The organism is Corynebacterium afermentans subsp. afermentans (genome assembly GCF_030408355.1).
GTDB classification, from domain to species: domain Bacteria; phylum Actinomycetota; class Actinomycetes; order Mycobacteriales; family Mycobacteriaceae; genus Corynebacterium; species Corynebacterium afermentans.
Window position 1 is genome coordinate 316,332 of the sequence record NZ_CP046606.1, and the last position, 19,526, is coordinate 335,857.

General features: G+C 64.5%; 23 protein-coding genes. 12 read left to right on the forward strand and 11 right to left on the reverse strand.

Annotated features, from left to right (window positions below):
• Position 1 precedes the first annotated feature (1 nt).
• The 5 genes from CAFEA_RS01350 to CAFEA_RS01370 form a co-directional block, all read right to left on the reverse strand.
• Positions 2-760 (reverse strand): ATP-binding cassette domain-containing protein, encoded by a 759-nt coding sequence (locus CAFEA_RS01350; RefSeq protein ID WP_063937674.1) that lies wholly within the window; start codon positions 758-760, stop codon positions 2-4.
• Positions 761-1,777, reverse strand: coding sequence for an ABC transporter permease (locus tag CAFEA_RS01355; RefSeq protein ID WP_063937672.1), 1,017 nt, complete (start codon positions 1,775-1,777; stop codon positions 761-763).
• Entirely contained in the window at positions 1,774-2,772 is a 999-nt protein-coding gene (locus CAFEA_RS01360) for a substrate-binding domain-containing protein (protein ID WP_063937670.1), read from the reverse strand. Before CAFEA_RS01360 ends, CAFEA_RS01355 begins: the two co-directional genes overlap by 4 nt.
• A gap of 54 nt (positions 2,773-2,826) precedes the next feature.
• Positions 2,827-3,729 carry an AEC family transporter gene (locus CAFEA_RS01365; RefSeq protein ID WP_063937668.1) on the reverse strand — a complete coding sequence of 301 codons (903 nt, stop codon included), beginning with the start codon at positions 3,727-3,729 and terminating at the stop codon, positions 2,827-2,829.
• 107 nt (positions 3,730-3,836) lie between these two features.
• Complete coding sequence (locus CAFEA_RS01370) at positions 3,837-4,808, reverse strand: 1,4-dihydroxy-2-naphthoate polyprenyltransferase (RefSeq protein ID WP_082855676.1); 972 nt, start codon at positions 4,806-4,808, stop codon at positions 3,837-3,839.
• 39 nt (positions 4,809-4,847) lie between these two features.
• On the opposite strand from CAFEA_RS01370, the gene CAFEA_RS01375 reads away from it, so the two are divergent.
• The gene (locus CAFEA_RS01375; protein ID WP_063937664.1) at positions 4,848-5,687 is read left to right on the forward strand and encodes a hypothetical protein; all 840 of its coding nucleotides are present in this window, start codon (positions 4,848-4,850) and stop codon (positions 5,685-5,687) included.
• Positions 5,688-5,708: 21 nt separating this feature from the next.
• Here the strand turns inward: CAFEA_RS01375 and CAFEA_RS01380 are convergent, their stop codons facing one another.
• Positions 5,709-6,056 carry an ArsR/SmtB family transcription factor gene (locus CAFEA_RS01380; protein ID WP_063937662.1) on the reverse strand — a complete coding sequence of 116 codons (348 nt, stop codon included), beginning with the start codon at positions 6,054-6,056 and terminating at the stop codon, positions 5,709-5,711.
• A gap of 82 nt (positions 6,057-6,138) precedes the next feature.
• Between CAFEA_RS01380 and arsB the strand changes: the two genes are divergently transcribed.
• Positions 6,139-7,227, forward strand: coding sequence for an ACR3 family arsenite efflux transporter (arsB, locus tag CAFEA_RS01385; RefSeq protein WP_063937660.1), 1,089 nt, complete (start codon positions 6,139-6,141; stop codon positions 7,225-7,227).
• On the forward strand, positions 7,224-7,631 hold the full coding sequence (locus CAFEA_RS01390; protein WP_063937658.1) for an arsenate-mycothiol transferase ArsC: 408 nt from the start codon (positions 7,224-7,226) through the stop codon (positions 7,629-7,631). Before arsB ends, CAFEA_RS01390 begins: the two co-directional genes overlap by 4 nt.
• 7 nt (positions 7,632-7,638) lie before the next feature.
• Here the strand turns inward: CAFEA_RS01390 and CAFEA_RS01395 are convergent, their stop codons facing one another.
• Together CAFEA_RS01395 and CAFEA_RS01400 are read right to left on the reverse strand one after the other, a co-directional pair.
• The gene (locus CAFEA_RS01395) at positions 7,639-7,794 is read right to left on the reverse strand and encodes a hypothetical protein (protein WP_156490101.1); all 156 of its coding nucleotides are present in this window, start codon (positions 7,792-7,794) and stop codon (positions 7,639-7,641) included.
• A 94-nt stretch (positions 7,795-7,888) separates the two neighbouring features.
• The gene (locus CAFEA_RS01400; RefSeq protein WP_290183555.1) at positions 7,889-9,079 is read right to left on the reverse strand and encodes an Abi family protein; all 1,191 of its coding nucleotides are present in this window, start codon (positions 9,077-9,079) and stop codon (positions 7,889-7,891) included.
• Here CAFEA_RS01400 and CAFEA_RS01405 point away from each other — a divergent pair.
• Positions 8,961-10,100, forward strand: a complete 1,140-nt coding sequence (locus CAFEA_RS01405; protein WP_290183557.1) for an IS1249 family transposase — start codon at positions 8,961-8,963, stop codon at positions 10,098-10,100. The genes CAFEA_RS01400 and CAFEA_RS01405 overlap by 119 nt on opposite strands.
• A gap of 245 nt (positions 10,101-10,345) precedes the next feature.
• Positions 10,346-10,606 carry a hypothetical protein gene (locus tag CAFEA_RS01410; protein ID WP_034997142.1) on the forward strand — a complete coding sequence of 87 codons (261 nt, stop codon included), beginning with the start codon at positions 10,346-10,348 and terminating at the stop codon, positions 10,604-10,606.
• A gap of 555 nt (positions 10,607-11,161) precedes the next feature.
• Here the strand turns inward: CAFEA_RS01410 and CAFEA_RS01415 are convergent.
• A complete protein-coding gene (locus tag CAFEA_RS01415; RefSeq protein ID WP_063937656.1) occupies positions 11,162-11,653 on the reverse strand; it encodes a hypothetical protein in 492 nt (163 codons plus the stop codon).
• 226 nt (positions 11,654-11,879) lie between these two features.
• Between CAFEA_RS01415 and CAFEA_RS01420 the strand changes: the two genes are divergently transcribed.
• Positions 11,880-12,257, forward strand: coding sequence for a hypothetical protein (locus tag CAFEA_RS01420; RefSeq protein WP_034997839.1), 378 nt, complete (start codon positions 11,880-11,882; stop codon positions 12,255-12,257).
• Between the two features lie 18 nt (positions 12,258-12,275).
• On the forward strand, positions 12,276-12,494 hold the full coding sequence (locus CAFEA_RS01425) for a hypothetical protein (RefSeq protein WP_034997146.1): 219 nt from the start codon (positions 12,276-12,278) through the stop codon (positions 12,492-12,494).
• Here CAFEA_RS01425 and menE read toward each other — a convergent pair.
• Both menE and CAFEA_RS01435 read right to left on the reverse strand, forming a co-directional pair.
• Positions 12,491-13,630, reverse strand: a complete 1,140-nt coding sequence (gene menE / locus CAFEA_RS01430; protein WP_063937654.1) for an o-succinylbenzoate--CoA ligase — start codon at positions 13,628-13,630, stop codon at positions 12,491-12,493. The two genes, CAFEA_RS01425 and menE, sit on opposite strands and share 4 nt — an antisense overlap.
• Positions 13,627-14,436: a YhfC family glutamic-type intramembrane protease gene (locus CAFEA_RS01435; protein ID WP_063937652.1), complete on the reverse strand. Its 810-nt coding sequence runs from the start codon at positions 14,434-14,436 to the stop codon at positions 13,627-13,629. The genes menE and CAFEA_RS01435 overlap by 4 nt, the downstream gene beginning before the upstream one ends.
• Before the next feature lie 110 nt (positions 14,437-14,546).
• Between CAFEA_RS01435 and CAFEA_RS01440 the strand changes: the two genes are divergently transcribed.
• The 5 genes from CAFEA_RS01440 (at position 14,547) to CAFEA_RS01460 (ending at position 19,520) form a co-directional block, all read left to right on the forward strand.
• On the forward strand, positions 14,547-15,536 hold the full coding sequence (locus CAFEA_RS01440; protein WP_063937650.1) for a hypothetical protein: 990 nt from the start codon (positions 14,547-14,549) through the stop codon (positions 15,534-15,536).
• A 53-nt stretch (positions 15,537-15,589) separates the two neighbouring features.
• Complete coding sequence (locus CAFEA_RS01445) at positions 15,590-16,702, forward strand: sensor histidine kinase (protein ID WP_143313244.1); 1,113 nt, start codon at positions 15,590-15,592, stop codon at positions 16,700-16,702.
• Positions 16,699-17,337 (forward strand): response regulator, encoded by a 639-nt coding sequence (locus CAFEA_RS01450; protein ID WP_034997154.1) that lies wholly within the window; start codon positions 16,699-16,701, stop codon positions 17,335-17,337. The genes CAFEA_RS01445 and CAFEA_RS01450 overlap by 4 nt, the downstream gene beginning before the upstream one ends.
• A 66-nt stretch (positions 17,338-17,403) precedes the next feature.
• Positions 17,404-18,105: an ATP-binding cassette domain-containing protein gene (locus tag CAFEA_RS01455; RefSeq protein ID WP_034997159.1), complete on the forward strand. Its 702-nt coding sequence runs from the start codon at positions 17,404-17,406 to the stop codon at positions 18,103-18,105.
• Positions 18,105-19,520 (forward strand): ABC-2 family transporter permease, encoded by a 1,416-nt coding sequence (locus CAFEA_RS01460; protein ID WP_063937646.1) that lies wholly within the window; start codon positions 18,105-18,107, stop codon positions 19,518-19,520. The genes CAFEA_RS01455 and CAFEA_RS01460 overlap by 1 nt, the downstream gene beginning before the upstream one ends.
• Positions 19,521-19,526: the final 6 nt, after the last annotated feature.

Sequence of the window (19,526 nt, forward strand, 5' to 3'; positions counted from 1 at the left end):
CTTATCGACGCAACTCGTGGCTGAGCGCCTCCAGCTCTCCACCCCCGGCCATCTGGTGGGTCAGCTCCTCGAGGGTGACCCGGGAACGAGGCGCGTCGAGTTCTTGGTGGCCGAGCTTCAGAATGGTGAAGTGGTCGCCCACCAAGAAGGCGTGGTGGGGGTTGTGGGTGACTAACACGACGGCGATGCCGCGATCGCGGGCGGCGGCGACCATGCGCAGCACCGCCCCGGACTGTTTCACGCCGAGAGCTGCGGTGGGCTCGTCAAGGATCAGCACGCGAGCGCCGAAGTAGACGGCACGGGCGATGGCGATGACCTGGCGTTGGCCGCCAGAGAGGTTGCCGGCCTCGACGTCCACGTCGGGGATGTCAATGCCCATCTCTAGAAGCTGCTCGGAGCAGATCCGCTTCATCTCGGCCTGGCGCAGCACACCGAACGCGCCGGTGAGTTCTTGGCCGAGGAAGAAGTTGCGCCACACGCTGAGCTCGTCGACGATCGCTAGCGTCTGGTGGACGGTGGCGATGCCGGCGCTGATGGCGTCGCGGGGGGAGGTGAGGGTGGAGGCGGAGCCGTCGATAAGCATGGTGCCCGAAGTGGGTTGATGCAGGCCCGACAGGATTTTGATCAGGGTGGATTTGCCGGCGCCATTGTCGCCGAGCACGCAGGTGACTTCGCCTTCGCGCACGGTGAGGTTGACGCCGCGCAGCGCCTCGAAGCTGCCGTAGGACTTGGTGATGTTTTCCAGTTCGATGACAGCCACTTAGCGCCCCTTGGTGTATTTGGCGAAGGAGGTGTTTGCGAGCACCGCCACCAGCAGTGTCACGCCGAGGAAAAACTTGAACCAGTCCGGGTTCCAGCCGGCGTAGACGATGCCCTGGTTGGTCATGCCGAAGATCAGCGCGCCAATCGCGGTGCCGACGGCGGTGCCGCGCCCGCCCGTCATGGCGCAGCCGCCGATGACCGCGGCGATGATGTAGAGGAACTCGTTGCCCACGCCCTGGCCCGCCTGGATGGAGTCGAAGGCGAACAGGGTGTGCATGCCGACGAACCACGCGGCGAAGCCGACGCCCATGAACAGCAGAATCTTCACGCGGCGCACCGGCACGCCGACAGCGCGGGCGGCGTCGGCGTTGCCGCCGACCGCGGTGATCCAGCCACCGAGCTTGGTGCGAAACAGCACGAACGATGCCACGGCGACGAAAAGGATCCACCACAGCACCGTCACGGAGATGCGCACGTTGCCGATGTGGAACTCGCCGGCGAACACGGCGTGGGCGGACGGGAAGCCCTCCATGTCCGCGATGGTGGGGGTGGCCACCTGGCCGGTGACCAGCTTCGTCACCGCCAGGTTGAGGCCTTGGAGCATGAGGAAGGCCGCCAGGGTGATCAGGAAGGAATCGATGCCGGTGCGCGTGACCAAAAAGCCGTTGAGCGCGCCGATGGCCAGCGAGATCCCCAGCGCGAGGAATGCGCCCACCCACGAGTTTAAGTGCAGGTTGTAGTTCAGCATCGTCGCGGCGAGCGCGGCGGTGGTCACGGCGACACCGGAGGAGAGGTCGAACTCCCCGCCGATCATGAGCATGCCCACCGCAAGCGCCACAATGCCCAAGGTGGAGCTGGCGTACAACGTGGTAGCCAGCGCTTCAAACGAGCGGAACGCCGACGCCACAGAGAGAAAGAATACGAAGATGGCGATGAAGCCGAGGAGGCTGGCAAACTCCGGGCGGCGGATCAGGCGTGCGAACCCGGTGCGGGTTTTCAGGCGGTCGTCCCTCATCGCATGCCCGCCTTCGCGGCGTCTTCGACCTTGTCCACGTTGCTTTGGTCCACGAAGCTCGGGCCCGTGTAAACGGGGCGGCCGCCGCCGAGGGTGCCGCCGTTACGTTTTGCAATCCACAGCGAGTCCACCGCCAGGTAGCCCTGCAGGTACGGCTGCTGGTCCACGGCCCACGCCACGCGGCCGTCCGCGATGGCGCCAACGAGCTCCGCGTTGGTGTCGAAGGTGGACACCTGCGCCTGCGCGCCGGACTGGTTCACGGATTCCACGGCGCGCATCGCCACCGGCGCCTGCAGCGCAAACACGGTGTCGAAGGAGCGGTCCTGGGAAAGCTTCGAGGTGATGGTGGACTGCACGGCGGTGAGGTCTTGGCCGTTGACGTACAGCAGCTCCACCGCGTTTGCGCCGCCGCCGAGGCCGTCGCGCACGCCGTCGCAGCGCGCCTCCTGCGAGGAGTTGCCCTGCTCATGGATCACGCACAGCACCTTCTTCTTGCCTTCCTCCTTGAGACGCTCGCCGGCGGCGCGGCCGGCCACGGTCTCGTCCTGGCCGAAGAAGCCGGTCATCCCGTAGTCCTGGTACGCGGTCATGCCGGCGTTCAGTCCAACTACGGGGATGCCGTGGTCCACGGCGTCGCGCGCCGCCGGGCCGATCGCCTCCGCATTCGGCATGGTCACGGCGATGCCGTCCACGCTCGCGTCCACCGCGGAGCGCACGAGGTTCGCCTGGTTGGGCGCCTGCGGGTCGGAGGAGTAGCGCAGCTCGATGTTGTCTTTCTTCGCGGCGTCCTCGGCGCCCTTGCGCACGAGGTCCCAGTAGGTGTCGCCGGGCGCGCCGTGGGTGACCATCGCCACCACGTATCGCGGGGTGTCCACGCCGCCCGCCGTGCCGCCGCTGTTTTCGTTGCGGGGGGCTCCGCCTGTTTGCGAGCACCCGCCCAACACCGCCACCACCGCAAGCAACACGGCGGCCACCGTTTTCCGCGCCTTGTTCATTGCCAAAGTGTGAACCACTCCACTCGCCTCCGTCAAGCGCAGGGAGTTTTTGGGCTAGAACACCCCGGCGATGAGCAGCATCGCGGGCAGCGCCAGGAACGTGGTGAGGAAGACGGTGTCGCGGCAGATCACCTCACCAGAGCGGTACGTCGCGGCGTAGTTGTACACGTTTTGCGCCGTGGGCAGCGCGCACAGGATCAGCGCGGCGTACATTTCTTGGCCGTCCAGGCCCAGCAGCGTGGCGACGACCCACGCCACCGCCGGCATGCCCACCAGCTTCAACGCGGTGGCGGTGAGGGTGGGGCCGCGGTGGCTTGTCAGCACCTTCTCGCCGGTGAGTGAGGCGCCGAAGCTCATCAGGATCAGCGGGATGGACGCCCCACCCAGGATCTCCAGCGGCGCCAGCACCGGCTCCGGCACGGTCCAGGATGCCGCGGAGACGGCGAAGCCCGCGAACGCCGCGACCACCACGGGAGCTGTCAGTCCGGACAGCACGGACTTGGCAACGCCGGAGGAGCTGCGGTCCAACCCGGCGATGACGATGGGGGAGAGCACCGCCATTTGCAGGACGAGGGCGGGCACGACGAAGGTGGCGTCGCCAAGCACATAAGTTGCAATGGGCAGGCCGATGTTGACGGAGTTGTAGTAGCTCGACGACGCCGCGCCCGCCATCGTTTCGGCCGCGTCTTGGCGGAAGAAGAGCGCGCTGATCGCCCAGTAGATGAGCATGGTCACCACCGTGGCGACGGCGATGACCAGGATGACTGGGGAGAAAAACGCGTCCGTGTCCGCAACCGCCACCGAGGAGAAGATCAGCGACGGGGTGGCTACGTGGAACGCGATGCGGTTGAGCTGCAGGCGCTGCTCGCCGGGCCCGATGACGCGCTTGTGGGCCAGCCACCACCCCGCCGCGATGACGGTGAAGATGATGGCGAAACCGGTGAGGACGTCAAGCATGCCCGTGAGTGTATCGCCGGGGCTGGGGGTGGTCGCGTTTGGGAATGTGGCAAATATTTGCCGCATTGCGAAAACGAGGCACCTGCGGGCCCGATCGACACCTGCGACTACATCGAGGACAACGGCGCGTACGGCACGGCCTCGCCCATACCGGCGAACTGGCCCCAGAACGACCAGCCGAACCACGCGAACGCCACCGCGGTGACCACGGCCCAGGCCAGCATGGTCTTGCCGTTCAGCCCCAGCACCGGGATGAGCTCTTCACCCGATGCCCCGCCGCGCACCTTCAACACGCTCGCGACCGCCAGCGGCAGCGCCACAAGAGCCGCCAGCGCAGACACGGTGGTCATCGACAACACCACTGAAACGAAGAACGGGAACAGAGTCAGGACGGTGAAGAGAGTGCGCGCGTTGTCGTCGCCAAGCCTTACCGCAAGTGTGCGCTTGCCTGCGGCCGCATCGGTGGGGATGTCGCGGATGTTGTTGGCCAAGTTCACCGACGCGGAGATCGCGCCGATGGCCAGCGCACACAGGAAGCCTTCCCAGGACACCATTCCGGACTGGGTGTATTCGGTGCCCATCACGGCGACCAGCCCAAAGAACACAAACACTGAAAGCTCGCCGAAGCCGGAGTAGCCGTAGGGGCTGTCCCCGCCGGTGTAGAACCACGCCGCGGCGATGCACAGCGCGCCCACCAGTACGAGCCACATCGCGCCGGCTACCGCGGACAGGATCACGCCGAACACCGCGGCGGCGCCGAACGCGATAAACGCCGCAAGCTTCACCTGCTCCGGCGCGGCCAGCCCGGAGCCGGTCAGTCGCGTCGGGCCGGTGCGGTCGTCGTCGGTGCCGCGGATGCCGTCGGAGTAGTCGTTGGCGTAGTTCACGCCGATGATCAGCGCCCACGCCACTAAAAGTGCGAGCACGGCGCGGCCGGGGTGGGCCTGCAAGGTCAGGGCCGCCACGCCGGTGCCGGCGATGACGGGGGCGAATGCGTTGGGCCAGGTGTGGGGGCGGGCGGCTTCCCACCAGTCGCGGGGGGTGGCGGTGTTAGTCCCAGTGTCAGTCATGCCCTCCATCATGCACCCTCCCTCGCCGGTCGGCTAGGGTAATGCGCCATGTGGATTGACTACGCCGTGCGGCAGGGGTTCGTGGCCACCGGCGCATTCGTTCGTCTCCCTTTGCTGCTCAACGCGGCGCACAACTCGGATAAGCGTTTCCCGGCAGACGGCGAAACCGTCATTTCTTTGACCACCCACGGCACCCGTTTGCGCTCCGCGTCCGTGGCGATCGCGTCGCTGCTGGTGGGCACGGTGCGCCTGCCGGTGCACCTGTGGCTGGATCCCGTGGATTTTCACGCCCGGTGGCCGGACGCGCTGAGAGCGTTGGCGGATCGCGGCTTGCAGGTGCACGAGTCCACCGGCGGCTTGGGCCCGCACACCAAGTATTACGGCACGTTCCGGCAGTATCCGGACTGCAACGTCATCACCGTTGATGACGATGTGCTTTACCCGCGCACCTTCGTGCAGAAGCTTATCGACGCCCCGTCGGCCTCCACCATCACCGCCTACCGCGCCCACAGGGTCGTGCTGGATGACGAGGGGATCGCCCCGTATAAGAAATGGAAGCCGGTGCGCAGCGCCGAGCCGTCGATTCTGCACTTCGCCACCGGCGTGGACGGCGTGCGCTACCCGAAGGAGATGGTGCGCTACGTCGCCGAGCGCGGCACGGAGTTTTTGGACCTCGCCCCGCGCGCCGACGATGTGTGGCTGAACCACTGCGCCCTGCGCGCCGGGTTCCCGGTGAAGCAGGTCTCGGAGCGCTCGGCGAACTTTCCGCTGGTCCCAGGGTCGCAGCGTGTACGCCTGTCGCGGGTGAACCTCTCCGGCGGCAACGACGTTCAGATCGCGGCGACGTATTTGGCAGAAGACGTAGCCAAGCTGCGAGCCGCGGAGTAGGGGGGCTGCGCCCGTGAGGCTTCAGTCCATCTGCAGCACGGCGCGAAGTTCCGCGAACAGCTCCGGGCGCAGCCGGTGGAGGACCGACCTGCCCAGGCGGCTCTTTTCTAGGAGGCCGGCCTCGGTCAGTTTTTTGAGGTGGTGGGAAACCGTCGGTTGGCTTAGCCCAGAGCGTTGCGTCAGTTCGCTCACGCTCATCGGCTCGCAGCCCTCTTCGGCGAGCCAGGAGAGTAGTTGCAGCCGGCCGGGGTCCGCCAAAACTTTGAACAGGGCCGCGTAACGCGTCGCGTCGTCTGCGGAGAGCAAGCCGGAGCCCAGCGAGCAGCAGTCGAGGCCACTGTCTGCTGTCGTGGCGACAGAATTTTTCATGCTTCCTACCTTTTCATATTGACAGCGATAAATGTGCCTTTTAGTCTTCGTATTGATAATCGTCAATAGATAAGGATTCCAGATGGAAGACACAACCTCTCAGCCAGTAGAGCGCATGTCATTTCTTGACCGCTTCCTACCGGTGTGGATCATGCTCGCCATGGCGGCGGGCCTCGCCCTCGGTAGAGCGGTGCCGGGCCTTTCCGGCGCACTCGAGCGCCTCGAAGTCGGCGGGCTCTCGCTGCCGATCGCGCTCGGCCTGCTGGTGATGATGTACCCGCCACTGGCCAAGGTGCGCTACGACAAGACCCGCGAGATCGCCACCGACAAACGGCTCATGACCGTGTCCATCATCTTGAACTGGATTGTCGGCCCCGCGTTCATGTTCGCCCTCGCCTGGATCTTCCTGCCAAACGAACCTGAGCTGCGCACCGGCCTGATCATCGTCGGCCTAGCGCGCTGCATCGCCATGGTGCTGGTGTGGTCCGACCTCGCCTGCGCTGACCGGGAAGCCACCGCAGTACTGGTGGCCATCAACTCGGTGTTCCAGGTGCTCATGTTCGGTGTGCTCGGCTGGTTCTACCTGCAGGTCCTGCCGTCTTGGTTGGGTCTGGAGACCACCTCGGTGGAGTTCTCCTTCTGGGCGATCGTCTCCTCCGTGCTCGTCTTTTTGGGCATCCCGCTGCTGGCAGGGCTGCTGTCCCGCATCATCGGCGAGCGCACCAAGGGCCGCGACTGGTACGAGAACACGTTCCTGCCCCGGATCTCCCCGCTGGCGCTGATCGGCCTGCTGTACACGATCGTGCTGCTGTTTTCCCTGCAGGGCGACCAGATCCTGTCCAGGCCGTGGACCGTGGCCACGGTGGCGCTGCCGCTGCTGTGCTACTTCGTGGGCATGTTCGCAGTGGCTCTTGTGGTGGCCAAGCTGTCCGGCATGGACTACGCCCAGTCCGCCTCGGTGGCGTTTACGGCCGCCGGCAACAACTTCGAGCTCGCCATCGCGGTTGCGATCGGCACCTTCGGCGCCACCTCCGCCCAGGCGCTTGCGGGCACGATCGGCCCGCTCGTTGAGATCCCGGTCCTCGTCGGTCTCGTGTACGTCATGCGTGCGCTCGGCCCGAAACTCTTCCCATCAGACCCGACCCTGCCTAACCAAAGGAGCCTTACATGAAGCCCTCAATCCTGTTCGTGTGCGTCGGCAACGGCGGCAAGTCCCAGATGGCGGCGGCGCTCGCCGAGAAGCACGCCGGTAGCCAGCTCGGCATCCACTCCGCGGGTACCAAACCCGGCACGAAGCTGAACCAGGAATCGGTCGAGGCGATTGCGGAGGCTGGCGCCGACATGTCGCACGGAACGCCCAAACCCATCGATCCGGAACTGCTGCGCAGCGTCGATCGCGTCGTGGTGCTCGGCGAAGACGCGCAGGTGGAAATGCCTGACGGCGCCCGCGGCACGCTGGAGCGCTGGCGCACCGACGAACCCTCGCTCCGCGGCATCGAGGGCATGGAGCGCATGCGCCTGGTGCGCGATGACATTGATGCCCGCGTGCGCTCGCTTATCGACGAACTCCTGTAACGGCCCTTTAATACGCCGGGGTCATCGGGATTCGCTGCTTATTGCGGAACCGCGACGCCTGCAAGCGCGCCGGCGACGTGCCGCGGTAGTGGGTGGTGGAGGGGGAGGTTGCGTACTTCGGATTCGTGGACGGTTTGCGGGAGCGTAGCTTCTCGTGCCTCACACCACCGCATTGTGGCACGAATTACACGATTGTGCTTTGCGAGCGGTTGGCTATCGACGGACCTTCGGTAGCAGTCCTTATTCTGGCTGCATGCTTAAGAATGGCTAGGGCGGGCAATGCCGTCTCGGTACGGGAGTGAAGAAGCCGAAACTGCAAGGTAGTCCTTCAGGAAACCCTCCCAAACTCCGGCTCGGTAGAGAAAGTTATCCAAAGCGACGATGACCGATAGCACTGAATTGCTGTCGTACTCCCCGCCAAGCATGCGCTCCGCTCGCCGACGCACGCCGTCTGCAACTGCTGGTTGGTCAAGTACAAAACAGTTCCACAGCCGTGCGGAGTGCGCGCATTTGTTTCTCACGAAGGTGAAAGATCGCAGCTGGCTGGTGAGAAACTGTTTCTTCGTTCCGAGAATCGAGCAGGTCCTGCTGTACACCGCGTTGCCGTCGTTGCGAAAGCTGATCGCCTTCGACAGTGTGCCGAGTGAAAGAGCTTCAACCGCTGCCCAAACCGGTACGTCATAGATCCATTCCCGGCCTTCATCGGATGCGTCCCGACGGTACTTAGCAAGATATGGCTCCTTAGAGCGCCTCAATTCACTGATGATCAATTCATTTGTCGCTTTTACCGACGGGAGCTTGGGAACTTTGTAGGCAGTCGGCTCTAAGTACTCTTCATACGGAGAATGGAGAGCACCTTCGCTGAGGGCGAACGCTGCTCGGGCCGCGATTTCGGCTGCTTGAATGCCCCGCAGAAGGAGAGCTCGAACTGCTATGTCGGTGTTGTAGATTTCAACAATGTCGTCCCAATGAGCGTCTGGCTTAAAGCGCGGGTCACCGTTTGAGGGGGCGTTTTGAAAGTAGCGCGCATACCCAGAAAAACGGTAGTAGTTCTGTCGCTTTAGAAAATTTGCGGCATCTTCTCTGGTTGGAATACTGAGGCCGCGAGCAACCAACAGGTCCACCTGTGGGTTAAACGACAAAAAGTGTGTCTGGAATCGACGATTTTCAGGGTTTGACCTGTAGGTTTCAGGGAAATATATGCTTCGGGGGCATATATTTAGGTCTCGAGCGTTCAATCCTCGGTGTGGCTGCCGTGATGTGCTATGTGCGGCGTGGTGTGGTGTCGCAATGTCAAAGAACCAACCACGCTGCCACTGCGGCGGAGAAATGAAACGAAACGGCACCACTAGCAAAGGCACCACCAGGTGGCGCTGCAAACGATGCGGCGCCTCCAGCGTGAAACGCAGAAGCGACATCACCAACGCGGCGGCGTTCACCGTCTTCATCGACCACCTCACCACCGGCGCCAGCCTCGATACCGTTGCCCGCCGTGTGGGGTGCTCACCGCGCACGATGCAACGTCGATTCGAACCGTTCTGGTTCGTTGATGTGCCTGACCCCACCGCCGGCCACGACAAGCGGGTCTACGACCAGATCTTCCTTGACGGCACCTACACCGCTGGCGGCTGCTTGATCGTCGCGGCGACGATCGACCACGTGATTGCCTGGCACTGGTGCAAACACGAAACCACCCGCGACTACCAACTGCTGCTTGAGCGCATCGAAGCCCCACTCATCGCCGTCATCGACGGCGGCCAAGGCGCATACAGCGCGATCAAAAAGTGCTGGCCGACTACGAAAATTCAACGCTGCCTCGTCCACGCCCAACGCGTGGTACGCCGCTACACCACCAGTAACCCACGCACCGATGCCGGGCGCACCATCTACCGACTTGCGCTGAAGCTGACCCGGATCACCACGCTGGATGAAGCCGCTGCATGGGGTGCGCAGCTGCACGAGTTCTCCACGCTCTACCGGTCATGGATGGACGAGAAAACCCTGGTCAAAGATCCCAAAACCGGTGCATGGACCCGCGTGTGGACGCATCACAACGTGCGCAAGGCATACAACAGCCTCAACCATCTTTGGCGGTCCGAGATGCTGTTTGTCTACCTCAACCCGCCAAAAGCAGTACTTCAACCAGAGTGGATCAAATCCACCACCAACAGCCTGGAAGGCGGCATCAACGCCCAGCTCAAACTGCTCGCCAGAACACACCGCGGCAGATCAGGTGAACGACAACGCCGCATGCTGGATTGGTGGCTCTATTTGAAAACGGAACTGCCTGACGATCCAGTACGAATCGCCAGTCAGTCCGACTGGGGCCAGGGCCAACTCGCCAAAGTATCCACCCTGACCCGAAACGAGAACGAAGCCGACCACGAAACCGGACGACCAGCCCTCTACGACAACGCTATCGACACCAACTACACACACTCAATCGGCATCCAAAAAGGCCAAATCTAACCCCCACGACACGCTGAATCAGACACACTTTTTGTCGTTTAACCCCCACCTGTTGTCCGATTGTGAGAAAATTTTTCCGGCGATTTATTGAAGTCAAAGTAACAAAGCCCCCCTCTCATATGACGCTGATCTTACGGGAAGCTTGGAGGGGGTCTCGATTGATTCCAATATAACCAAAGTTGCGTAACTTAGGCAACGGTAGGTGCGGTCCAAGAAACCAGGCAATTCCGGAGGAAGGGGCAACGATGAACGAGCAGCAGTTGGAAAAACTACGTTCCTATTACGACAACACCGACACCTCCGATCTCATGGAAGATGCCCAACCAGGCGACCTGGGCAATGTCGCAGACCCCGAAGCTAGCGTTGCGTTTACTGTCACCATGCCCAATCGCATGCTCCGCGCCGCGCGGGGAATGGCCGCAGCCGAGGGGATCTCTACCAACGATGTGCTCCGGCGGTTCATTAAAGCCGGAGTGAATGATCGGGCTGGGGCCCCGGGCGCGTAACCTCGAGCGCCTGCCACAGGGACTTGTGCTTATCGACGACCCTTCGGTTCCCGCCGCAAACCGGCACAGGTTCGTAAAAGTTAACGAGCCAAAAATCTGACCTGGGGTTTTAGAACCCAAGAATCGGAGGATCGTCAACTTCTGCGAATCGTGGTCTTCTAGCCCGCGCAACCACCAGTGGAACCACTCACTCGGCGAGATCGCCACCGCGCTCATCGACGCCGGCCTGACCATCACCGCCCTCGAAGAAACCCCCTACTCCGCGTGGTGCTCGTGGCTCGAGCTGATGGTGGAAGACTCCCGCGGATTCATCCTCCGCTGCAACCCCGAGCGCCTGCCGCTCCAATTCGCCATCACCGCAACGAAGCCCTGGGGGGCCTTTGACTATCGACGGGCCTTCGGTGGGCCACGCAAAGCACAAGGCCCGGAACGCGATGGTCCAGATCGGGATCCGAGCCTTAGGCGGGCTACTGAGCTGGCCAGATAGCTAGTCTCGTCAAGCCCCCGCAAATGGCATTGCAGTGTCGCGGGGGCATTCTCTTTTTGCTTACCCGGCTACTTTCCTCGGAACAAGTTAAACAGCGCCATCACTCCAGAAATCGCTGCGGTGAGGCCTCCGAAGAAGAAGCCGATTGCGAACACCCCGGCGATGAACGACTCGGCGTCTGGGTCGAAGGTCTCGATGCACAGGCCGAACAGGAAGAAGCACAGCACGCCGAGGCCCGCAGACCACTTGAACACCTTGGCGGCCTTCGGGCGTTTGACCGGCGCGGGAGCGGGTTCAGTCGGGGCTGGTGTGCTCCAGGACGACGGCACTGGCGCCGGGGTGTAGGGCGGAGTTTGCGCGGAGGTGAGGAACTCTTCCGGGGCTGGGTCGGAAGCTGCGGATTGTTGCGGTTCCGAGACGGGCGTTGCCGCTGCGGGCTGGAGAGGTTGTGTAGTGAGGTCCAGCTGGATGCCGTGGGGAGGCAGGGGTTCCGGAACTCGGCTGAACACGCTGCCCTGCGGATCGCCCGGCTGCCCCGTGCGCGTCGTCTCCTGGTTCATTCCTGCTCCCTCCGGTGGTGGGTTGTGATTCTTCTCCGAGAGTAGGGCAGTAAGCGGCCTACTGCGCTGCTTCTTTGGCAGTGGTCGAGCTGGAGTGGCTGGACCGTTAACCGTTTGTCAATCTCGCATTGACAAACAAACGCCGTATGGGGTTGAACCATCCTGCGCCATGCAGTAATCAAGAAGCTGCGAACGGAAGCGCGTGAATTAGGAAAGGGTGGTGGCGATGAAAGCGTTCACGGTGACCGCAGAGCGTGGGCGCAGCGGCGCATGGGTGCTGGAATGCGACGAACTAGGGGTGGTTTCGCAGACCCGGAGGCTCGACCGCGCGGACGGTGAGGTCGCTGAGGCGATCGCATTTCAATCTGGGGTGCAACCGGGCGAGTTTAAGATCGAGGTCGTGCCTATCCTGCCTGCTGAGGTTGAGTCGTTGCGTAAGCGTGCCGACGAACTCGGCGTGAAGGCGAAAGCCGCATCGGATGAGGCTGCGGCGGCGAGGTCTGCGTTGGCCCGCAAAATGAAGGACGAGGGGTTCACGCTCCGTGAGATGGGGCAGGTGCTCGGAGTGTCGTACCAGCGGGCGTCGGAGTTGGCGGCGGGGTAAGGAAAAGGAGCGGCGAAGATGCGGTATAGCTACAAGGAAATCAAGTCTCTCGACGGACTGCGCCTCAAGCGTCCGCCGCACCAGGGGGAGATCGCGGCTGCGCACTTAGTGATCAAGCAGATCAACGAAGGGAAGCGCCCGGGCGAAGAGATCACGCCGTTTCTCCGGTGGGTGGCTGACTACGGCTCGCCGGGCTTCCAGGTCGCGCCCGTGGTCATTGAGAACCCGAACGGCTAAAACAGCTCCTTGACGGCCGCGCGGTCCACCTTGCCTGGCCCGAGCTGCGGCAGCGCCGCCACCACCTTGAGTTCTTTGGGGATCTGCCAGTGCGCGATGCGGCCGGCGTCCTCCGCGTCGGCGAGCGCGTCCAGGATGTCCGGCACCGACGCGGAGCCGGTGTAGGCGGCGCAGATGCGCTGGCCGAAGCGGTCGTCGTCTTTGCCGATGACGGTGGCGGCGGTGACGCCGTCGATAAGCAAAAGCTCTTCTTCTAGCACCTCGGGGTGGAGCTTGAGGCCGCCGGAGGAGATGACGTTGTCCGTGCGGCCGAGGACGGTGAGCACACCGTTTTCCAGGGAGCCGGCGTCGGAGGTGCGGAACCAGCCGTCTTGGAGGTCGGGGGAGTCGAGATGGTGGTAGCCGCGGGCGACCATGGGGCCACCGAGGTGGATGCGGCCGTCTTGGATTCGCACGCGGGCGCCGGCGATGGGGCGGCCGTCGTAGACGCAGCCGCCGGAGGTTTCGGAGGAGCCGTAGGTGGTGACCACGTTGATGCGCAGCTTGCGGGCGGAGTCGAGCAGGCGCGGGTTGGTCGCGGCGCCGCCGACGAGGACTGCGGAGAACGTGCGCAGCGCGTCGATGCCCTTGAGTGTGGACGTGGCCTTGGCCAGCTGCATCGGGGTCAGCGCGGTGTAGGTGCGCTCGCCGGTTTGGGCGAGCTCGTGGGCGCGGGCGGCGAACTCGGCGACGTTGAAGCCGCGGGTCAGATCGACGTATGCCGGTTCGACCCCGGCGACCATGCTGCGGACGAGCACCTGGATCCCGGCGATGTAGGCGGCCGGCATGGCCAGCAGCCACTGGCCCTCGCCGCCGAGCGCCTGGTGGGTGGCGTCCGCGCTGGAGATCAGGTTCGCCGGGGTGAGCATCGCGCCTTTCGGTTTACCTGTGGAGCCGGAGGTGGAGACCACCAGGGCGATGTCGTCGTCGATGGGCGCGCCGGGTTTGAGCGTGTTGCGTAGCAGGTTCGTGCGCGCCGGGTCGTTGGCGGGCACGGGCAACAGCGTGCGCTGGCCGGTCAGGGCCTCTTCCAGCGCGGGGAGAATCGCCAGCGGGTTGGCGGGGTCGACGGGGAGAAGTTCCAGCAGGTGGGTCACTTGGCGGGTGTTTCGTTGTCGAGGGGGTTGGTGGGAGTGGTGCGGGCGAAGGCTTTGCGCGACAGTGGGCCGTCGATAGCCGCCCAAAGCCCTGCGGCGGTGAGTGCGGTGAGCAGCACGTACATCACCGGCACGCTGTGGGGTGCGACAAGTACGGCGACGGCGTTGAATCCGATGTGGCACACAACCGCCAGCGCCCAGAGCTGCCAGCGGCGCTCGCGCACCGCGCGCAGCACGATCAGGGTGAACACCACGTGTGCGGCGATCGCGAGCACTCGCTCGTACCAGCTTGCAGCGATCATTCCCATGCCGATGTTCTGCAGCGCCTCAATCTGGTCTGCAATGGCCTGCGCGGTGGCAGGGTCGTCGTTTCCGGCGGCCTGCGCCTTGATCGCGTCGCCGGTGGTCAGCAGCATGATGTTGCCGACGAACAGGTTGGCAAAGAGCAGCAGCGCCTCTATGCCGCCGTGGCCCAGGCCGAAGCCGACGCCGTCGTTCCACTCGCGGGTGTTTTTGGCCCAGAACCGCAAGACGATCCAGCGAGCGGTCTCTTCGAACAGCCCTGAGGTGGCGAGGAACAGCGCAGCCGTCAGGGCGGTGGCCGTCGCTGGATCGAATGTTTTGCTGAAGAGGAACTGCAGCGGGATCACCAACGCGAACCTGGCCACCTGGGACAGTGGGAACGCCAGTGTGCCCCAGCCGAGCGACGCCCACCTGAAGCCGAGCCTGCGCCTCCCTACGAACCACGCGGCCAGCACGAGGGCGACCATGCCCACGAACTGCAGAATGAGAAGGCCCATCGTCATGGCAGAAACGATACCGCTGCGGCCCAGGTGCGGCGGAACGAGCGTTAATAACGAAGTCGGCTTTGCTGTCACCTGTAACGCAGCTCTCACTCTCTACCGATAAAACAGGCATGAGGAAGATCATCGCACCGGCCGTCGCTGCGGCGACCGCCCTTTCACTCGCTGTCCCTGCCACTGCTGCCGCCGCCACCTTGACCCCGTTTACCAAGGACGGCACCAACTACTGCCGCGTCACGCTCAACGACGTCGAGCGCGGCCCCGCCAACCAAGCCGAGCGCGCCGCGAAAACGCTCACGCACGGTATGTACGCAACCTCGGTCACCGAGGCGTTTGAGGCAACGTTCCCGGAGCTGAAGAAGCTTGGCGACGAATACGTGGCCGATCCAGCCGTCATTAAGCATCTGCACCTGCTGCTGGACGACAAAATGTCCCAGGAAGATGTCCGCGCCGACGCCCGCGCCGCCGCGAAAGAGAAGCTGGCGCCGCTCGGCCTGCACACCACCGACGCTGACTTCTACCTGGACATGAAGGAAATCTCCCAGGTGCCGCTCAGCCCCGCGGCCAAGGCGCTCAAAGGCACCGCGGACTGGTTCGTGGGTATCGACGGTGGGGTACCCAAGGTGCAGCCGCTTGGGGACGACTACGCGTTCGGCCGCAACGGCGACAACACCGCACGTTGGCTGCGCCACGTAGAAGGCTGGCAGCGCAGCGAGTTCGCCCGGAACATGAGCAAGACCTACTTCGCCCAGGTGCAGGACACACTCGAGAGCTCGTACTACTACGCACTCGAGGAGGCCAAGACTTGCCACGACGGCACCACGCACGTCATCTTCCCCACGCAGGATCTGAAGCTGCCGAAGGCGCCGGAACTGGCCAACGCCGACTTGGGCGATACCGCGCCTGAGCCGGATCCAGCCCCGAAGGACCCGGAGGAGAAGCCCGACACCAACGCCCCGGAGACCTTCGACGCCAAGCTGGCCAAGATCTTGGGCATCGTCGCCGCGGTGTTGACGGCACTGGGCGCGCTGTTCGGCCTGCTGCAGAACATGGGTGTTAAGGGCCTGCCCGCCATTCCGCAGATCCCGGGGTTGACCAAGTAGATCCTCCTCGAGGAGGAGGTGGGGGCGCGATGCCGCGAATAAGCTAGGTGCCCGTGCATATCAAACCGGGCGACGCGGTGCTCGCGGTGGCTGCGGCGGTGCTCGCCGCTTTCTACACCGTGAGCGCGATCGGTGACCCCACCAACGCTTACGGTTGGATGCAGGCCCTATTGTCCTGGGGGTTTGCGGCCTCGTTTGGTGTGCTGACCAGCCGGCCGAAAACCGCTGCCGCGGCACTGATTGCGCTGAACGCGGCGTGGGCGGCGGCGTGGTTAGCAGCGCCGGTAAACATCGGCTACACCTTTTGGGTTCTCGCGGTGCCGGTGGCCGTGTTTGTGGCCAGCCGTTACGCGGACAAACGCTTCGCGCTGGGGGTGCTGGCGGCTGCGTGCGCGTGGGCGTTTGTGTCGCCGTTTATGTGGACATGGGATGAGCAACTCACGCTGTTTTACCGCCAGGGCTCCGACAGGGCGGTCTCATTGGGACTGCACTGGGCGGTAGCCGCGGTGGCGTACCTGTTGGGCGCGAACCTTGCGGCCGAGCACAACGCCCGTGCCCGCGAGGCTGAGGCGAAAGAGACCCGCCGCGCCGCCGCCCGCCAGCAGGAGCGCCAAGATATCGCGCGCGAGATCCACGACGTGCTCGGGCACTCGCTGACCTTGATAAAGGCGCAGGCGAACGCCGGGTTGGCATCCGGCCGTGAGCAAGAGGCGCTGCGGCAGATCAACGCGGCTGCGGGGGAGTCGTTGGCGGAGATTCGCATGCTGGTTCGGGGCCTGCGCGACAGCGACCTTGGGTTCGCGCCGGTGGCGGGGGTGGGCGATGTGCCTGCGCTGGTGCAGCGTTTCCGCGCCGCGGGACTTGAGGTCACACTTGATGCCATGCCTATCGACGTCCCACCGGTCACCTCCCACGCCATCCACCGTATTGTCGCCGAGGCATTGACTAACGCCACACGCCACCAGATAGACCCGCACGTGGATGTGCGGATTGCGGGTGGCAACCCCGTCGTGGTGGAGGTAGCTTCTACCGGTCGGGTGCGCCCGCAGCCGGGCACCGGAGTGGGGCTGGAGGGGTTGCGAGAACGCGCTATAAGTGTCGGCGGCATGCTCGAAACCTCGCTGACAGGCCAGACGTTTACGGTTAGGGCGGAGCTGGCCGCATGATCAAGATCCTGCTCGCAGATGACCAACCGCTGTTGCTGAGCGCCCTGGAGACGATCCTGGGAGCCCAGGCGGACCTCACCGTGGCGGCCACCGCCGCCAATGGAGCGGAAGCGGTTGAGAAAGCCCGGGCGCACCGCATCGACGTGGCAGTGCTGGATATTCGCATGCCGGTGCTTGACGGTATCGCCGCAGCCACGCAGATCATGGAGCTCGGCCCGAAAGTGATCATGCTGACCACCTTCGACGACGACACCCTCGTCCGCGCCGCCATCGACGCCGGCGTGGATGGCTTCCTGCTCAAAGACGCCGAGCCAGAGGTGCTCGCCGGTGCCGTGCGCGCCGTCGCCCGTGGTGAATCTGTGCTGGCCCCCGGCGTGACCGGGCGGGTGATGGCATGGGTGCGTGGCAGCACGGGCTCCACCGAGGCGGCTGCAGAGTTGGAGGGGCTTACCTCCCGGGAGCTGGAGGTGCTGGCGGAGATCGGCCGCGGCGCTACCAACGCCGAGATCGCAAGGGCACTGTTCATCGCGGAGACCACGGTGAAAACGCACGTGTCCAGCCTGCTTACCAAGCTCGGGGTGCGCGACCGGGTGGCGCTGGCGCTGACGGCGCAGCGCGCCGGGCTCTCCTCCTAAGGGAGGATGCGGAATTGGTCCCGTCGGCCGATCCGCAACGAAGGCGGTGGCGGAACAATTGGGTGCATGACTGCAACCCAACTCGCATGCCGCTCCGTGGCCGTGTCCTTCGGCGGCCACCAGGTGCTGCGCGACATCACGCTGACTACCACCCCCGGGCGCGTCCACGCCTTACTGGGGCCAAACGGTGCAGGTAAATCGACCTTGATGTCGGTACTGCTGGGCCTTGTCGCTCCCGACGCTGGAGAGGTCACGCTGATGGGGCGCCCGTTCGAGCGGGCTGCGCTGCACCACGTGGGTGCCTCCATCAACGACCCGGCCTTCTACGCGCACTTGAGCGCGCGAAGCAACCTGCGGGTGCACACTGCGCTGTTGGGCCTGCCGGATGCGGAAGCGGACCGGGTGCTTGAACTTGTCGGCCTCGCTGGGGCAGGACGCAAGAAGGCGGGCAGCTTCTCCACCGGTATGAAGGGCCGTCTCGCCCTGGCTCAGGCTCTGCTTGGTGAGCCGGAGGTGCTTATCTTGGACGAGCCGCAAAACGGACTCGACCCTGAGGGCATCGCCCACCTGCGTGCCTACCTGCGCGAGTACGCCCGCGCCGGGCGCACCGTCTTGGTCAGCTCCCACCAGCTCGGTGAGGTGCTGCACATGGCTGACGACGCCACCGTTATCGCCGGTGGCCGCGTCCGCTTCACCGGCGAACTCGCAGAGCTTGGGCCAAACCTGGAAGAGTCTTTCTTCCGCCTCACCTCGGGGGTGGACGTCTAATGGCAGCGTTGCGCGCCGAATGGATCCGCGCCCGTGGCTCCACGCTGTGGTGGCTCGCCAGCGCCGGGCTGTTAGTTGGCCTTGTGCTGACCGCGTTTTCCCTGATGGGGAGAGCAAACGATGCGTCCGGTCTGCTCCATCCTCAGGGCGTGCTTCTGACCGGCATGTCAGCGCCAATCGCCGCGATCTTTGCAGGTGTTGCCGAACACCGCGAGCGTGACGCCCGCTCCGGCGGCACGCTGTGGCGCCCCGCCGCACCTATAGCCGTCCGGGCGGCCCGGCTGGTGGTGGTCTGGGTGGCGTTGGCGGTATTTGTGATCCTCGACGTCGCGGTGCCGCTTGCGGCCACGGTTGCGTTCGGGGTGGACGGCGCCGGCCGGGTTGCGCCCGTCGGCCTGTTCATCTTGCTCGGCATGCTCGGCCCAGCAGGCTTAGCTGCGGCTGCAACCCGCCGCATTGGGTTGCTTCCCACGCTATTGGTCGCATTCGCCTTCACCATCGAGTTGGGGTACTTCGCCGAGCGCGACTGGTGGTGGGCCAACCCCGGCGCCTGGCCCGCCCGCCTGGCTCTGCCGGCGTTGGGGTTGCACTTCAACCTGCTTCCGCTCGAGCCGGATTCGCCACTAGTCGGCGAGTCTCCCTTACCCGCACTCGCCCTCACCCTCCTGTTGGCCGCTGTCGGTTTCGCCGCCGGCACACTCACCCCGCGGCGTACGAGGCCCGTTCTGAAGCGCCGCACCACTCACGAAGTGGCTGCTCCCGCTGCTGCTGGGCCAGCCATACCGCGGCCCGCGCGCACCGGGTTTCTGTCCGCGTGGAAGGGGGTTGCGAGGGCGGGGCGGATGCCGTCGTTAAGCATGGTGCTTGTGCTGACCGCTCTGGTGCTTCTCTTTGCCACCCGGTATCCGGAAGATGTGCGCCAAGCGCTTTTCGCGTACGCAATCCTCCCGGTCGGCGCGGGCGTGTTGCCCACGCTAGTGTGGCCGCGGATCCGCCCGGCATGGGCACTGATGCAAGTGGAGCACCCGCGAGTTAGCGCCGCGTTGATGGGCTGGTTTACCAGCATTGTTGCGCTTGTTTGCCTGTTCGCAGGTGTCATGACGGGAAGCGCGCGGTTCGGCGCGCTCTCCCTTGTTGCCGGTACCGTTCTTGCCTTTGCGGCGTTAGCTGTGACCGTGCGCTTCGGCGTGATGTGGACGTTGGCGGCGACCGTTTTGGTCACGATTGTTTCCGCCACGATCGGCGGCGACGTGTTGGCGGAGTCCTTCCTGTGGATCGCCGCAGTGCCCGCTTGGCCGGTGACAGCTACCGGCCCGCGTATCTGGGTCGCGCTAGCGGTTGGCGCAGTCTTGTTAGCCGCGCTGTTGGTTGAGCTGCACCGGGGACTGCGGGGAATACGCCCGGTTCGTCGCTGATCCGTG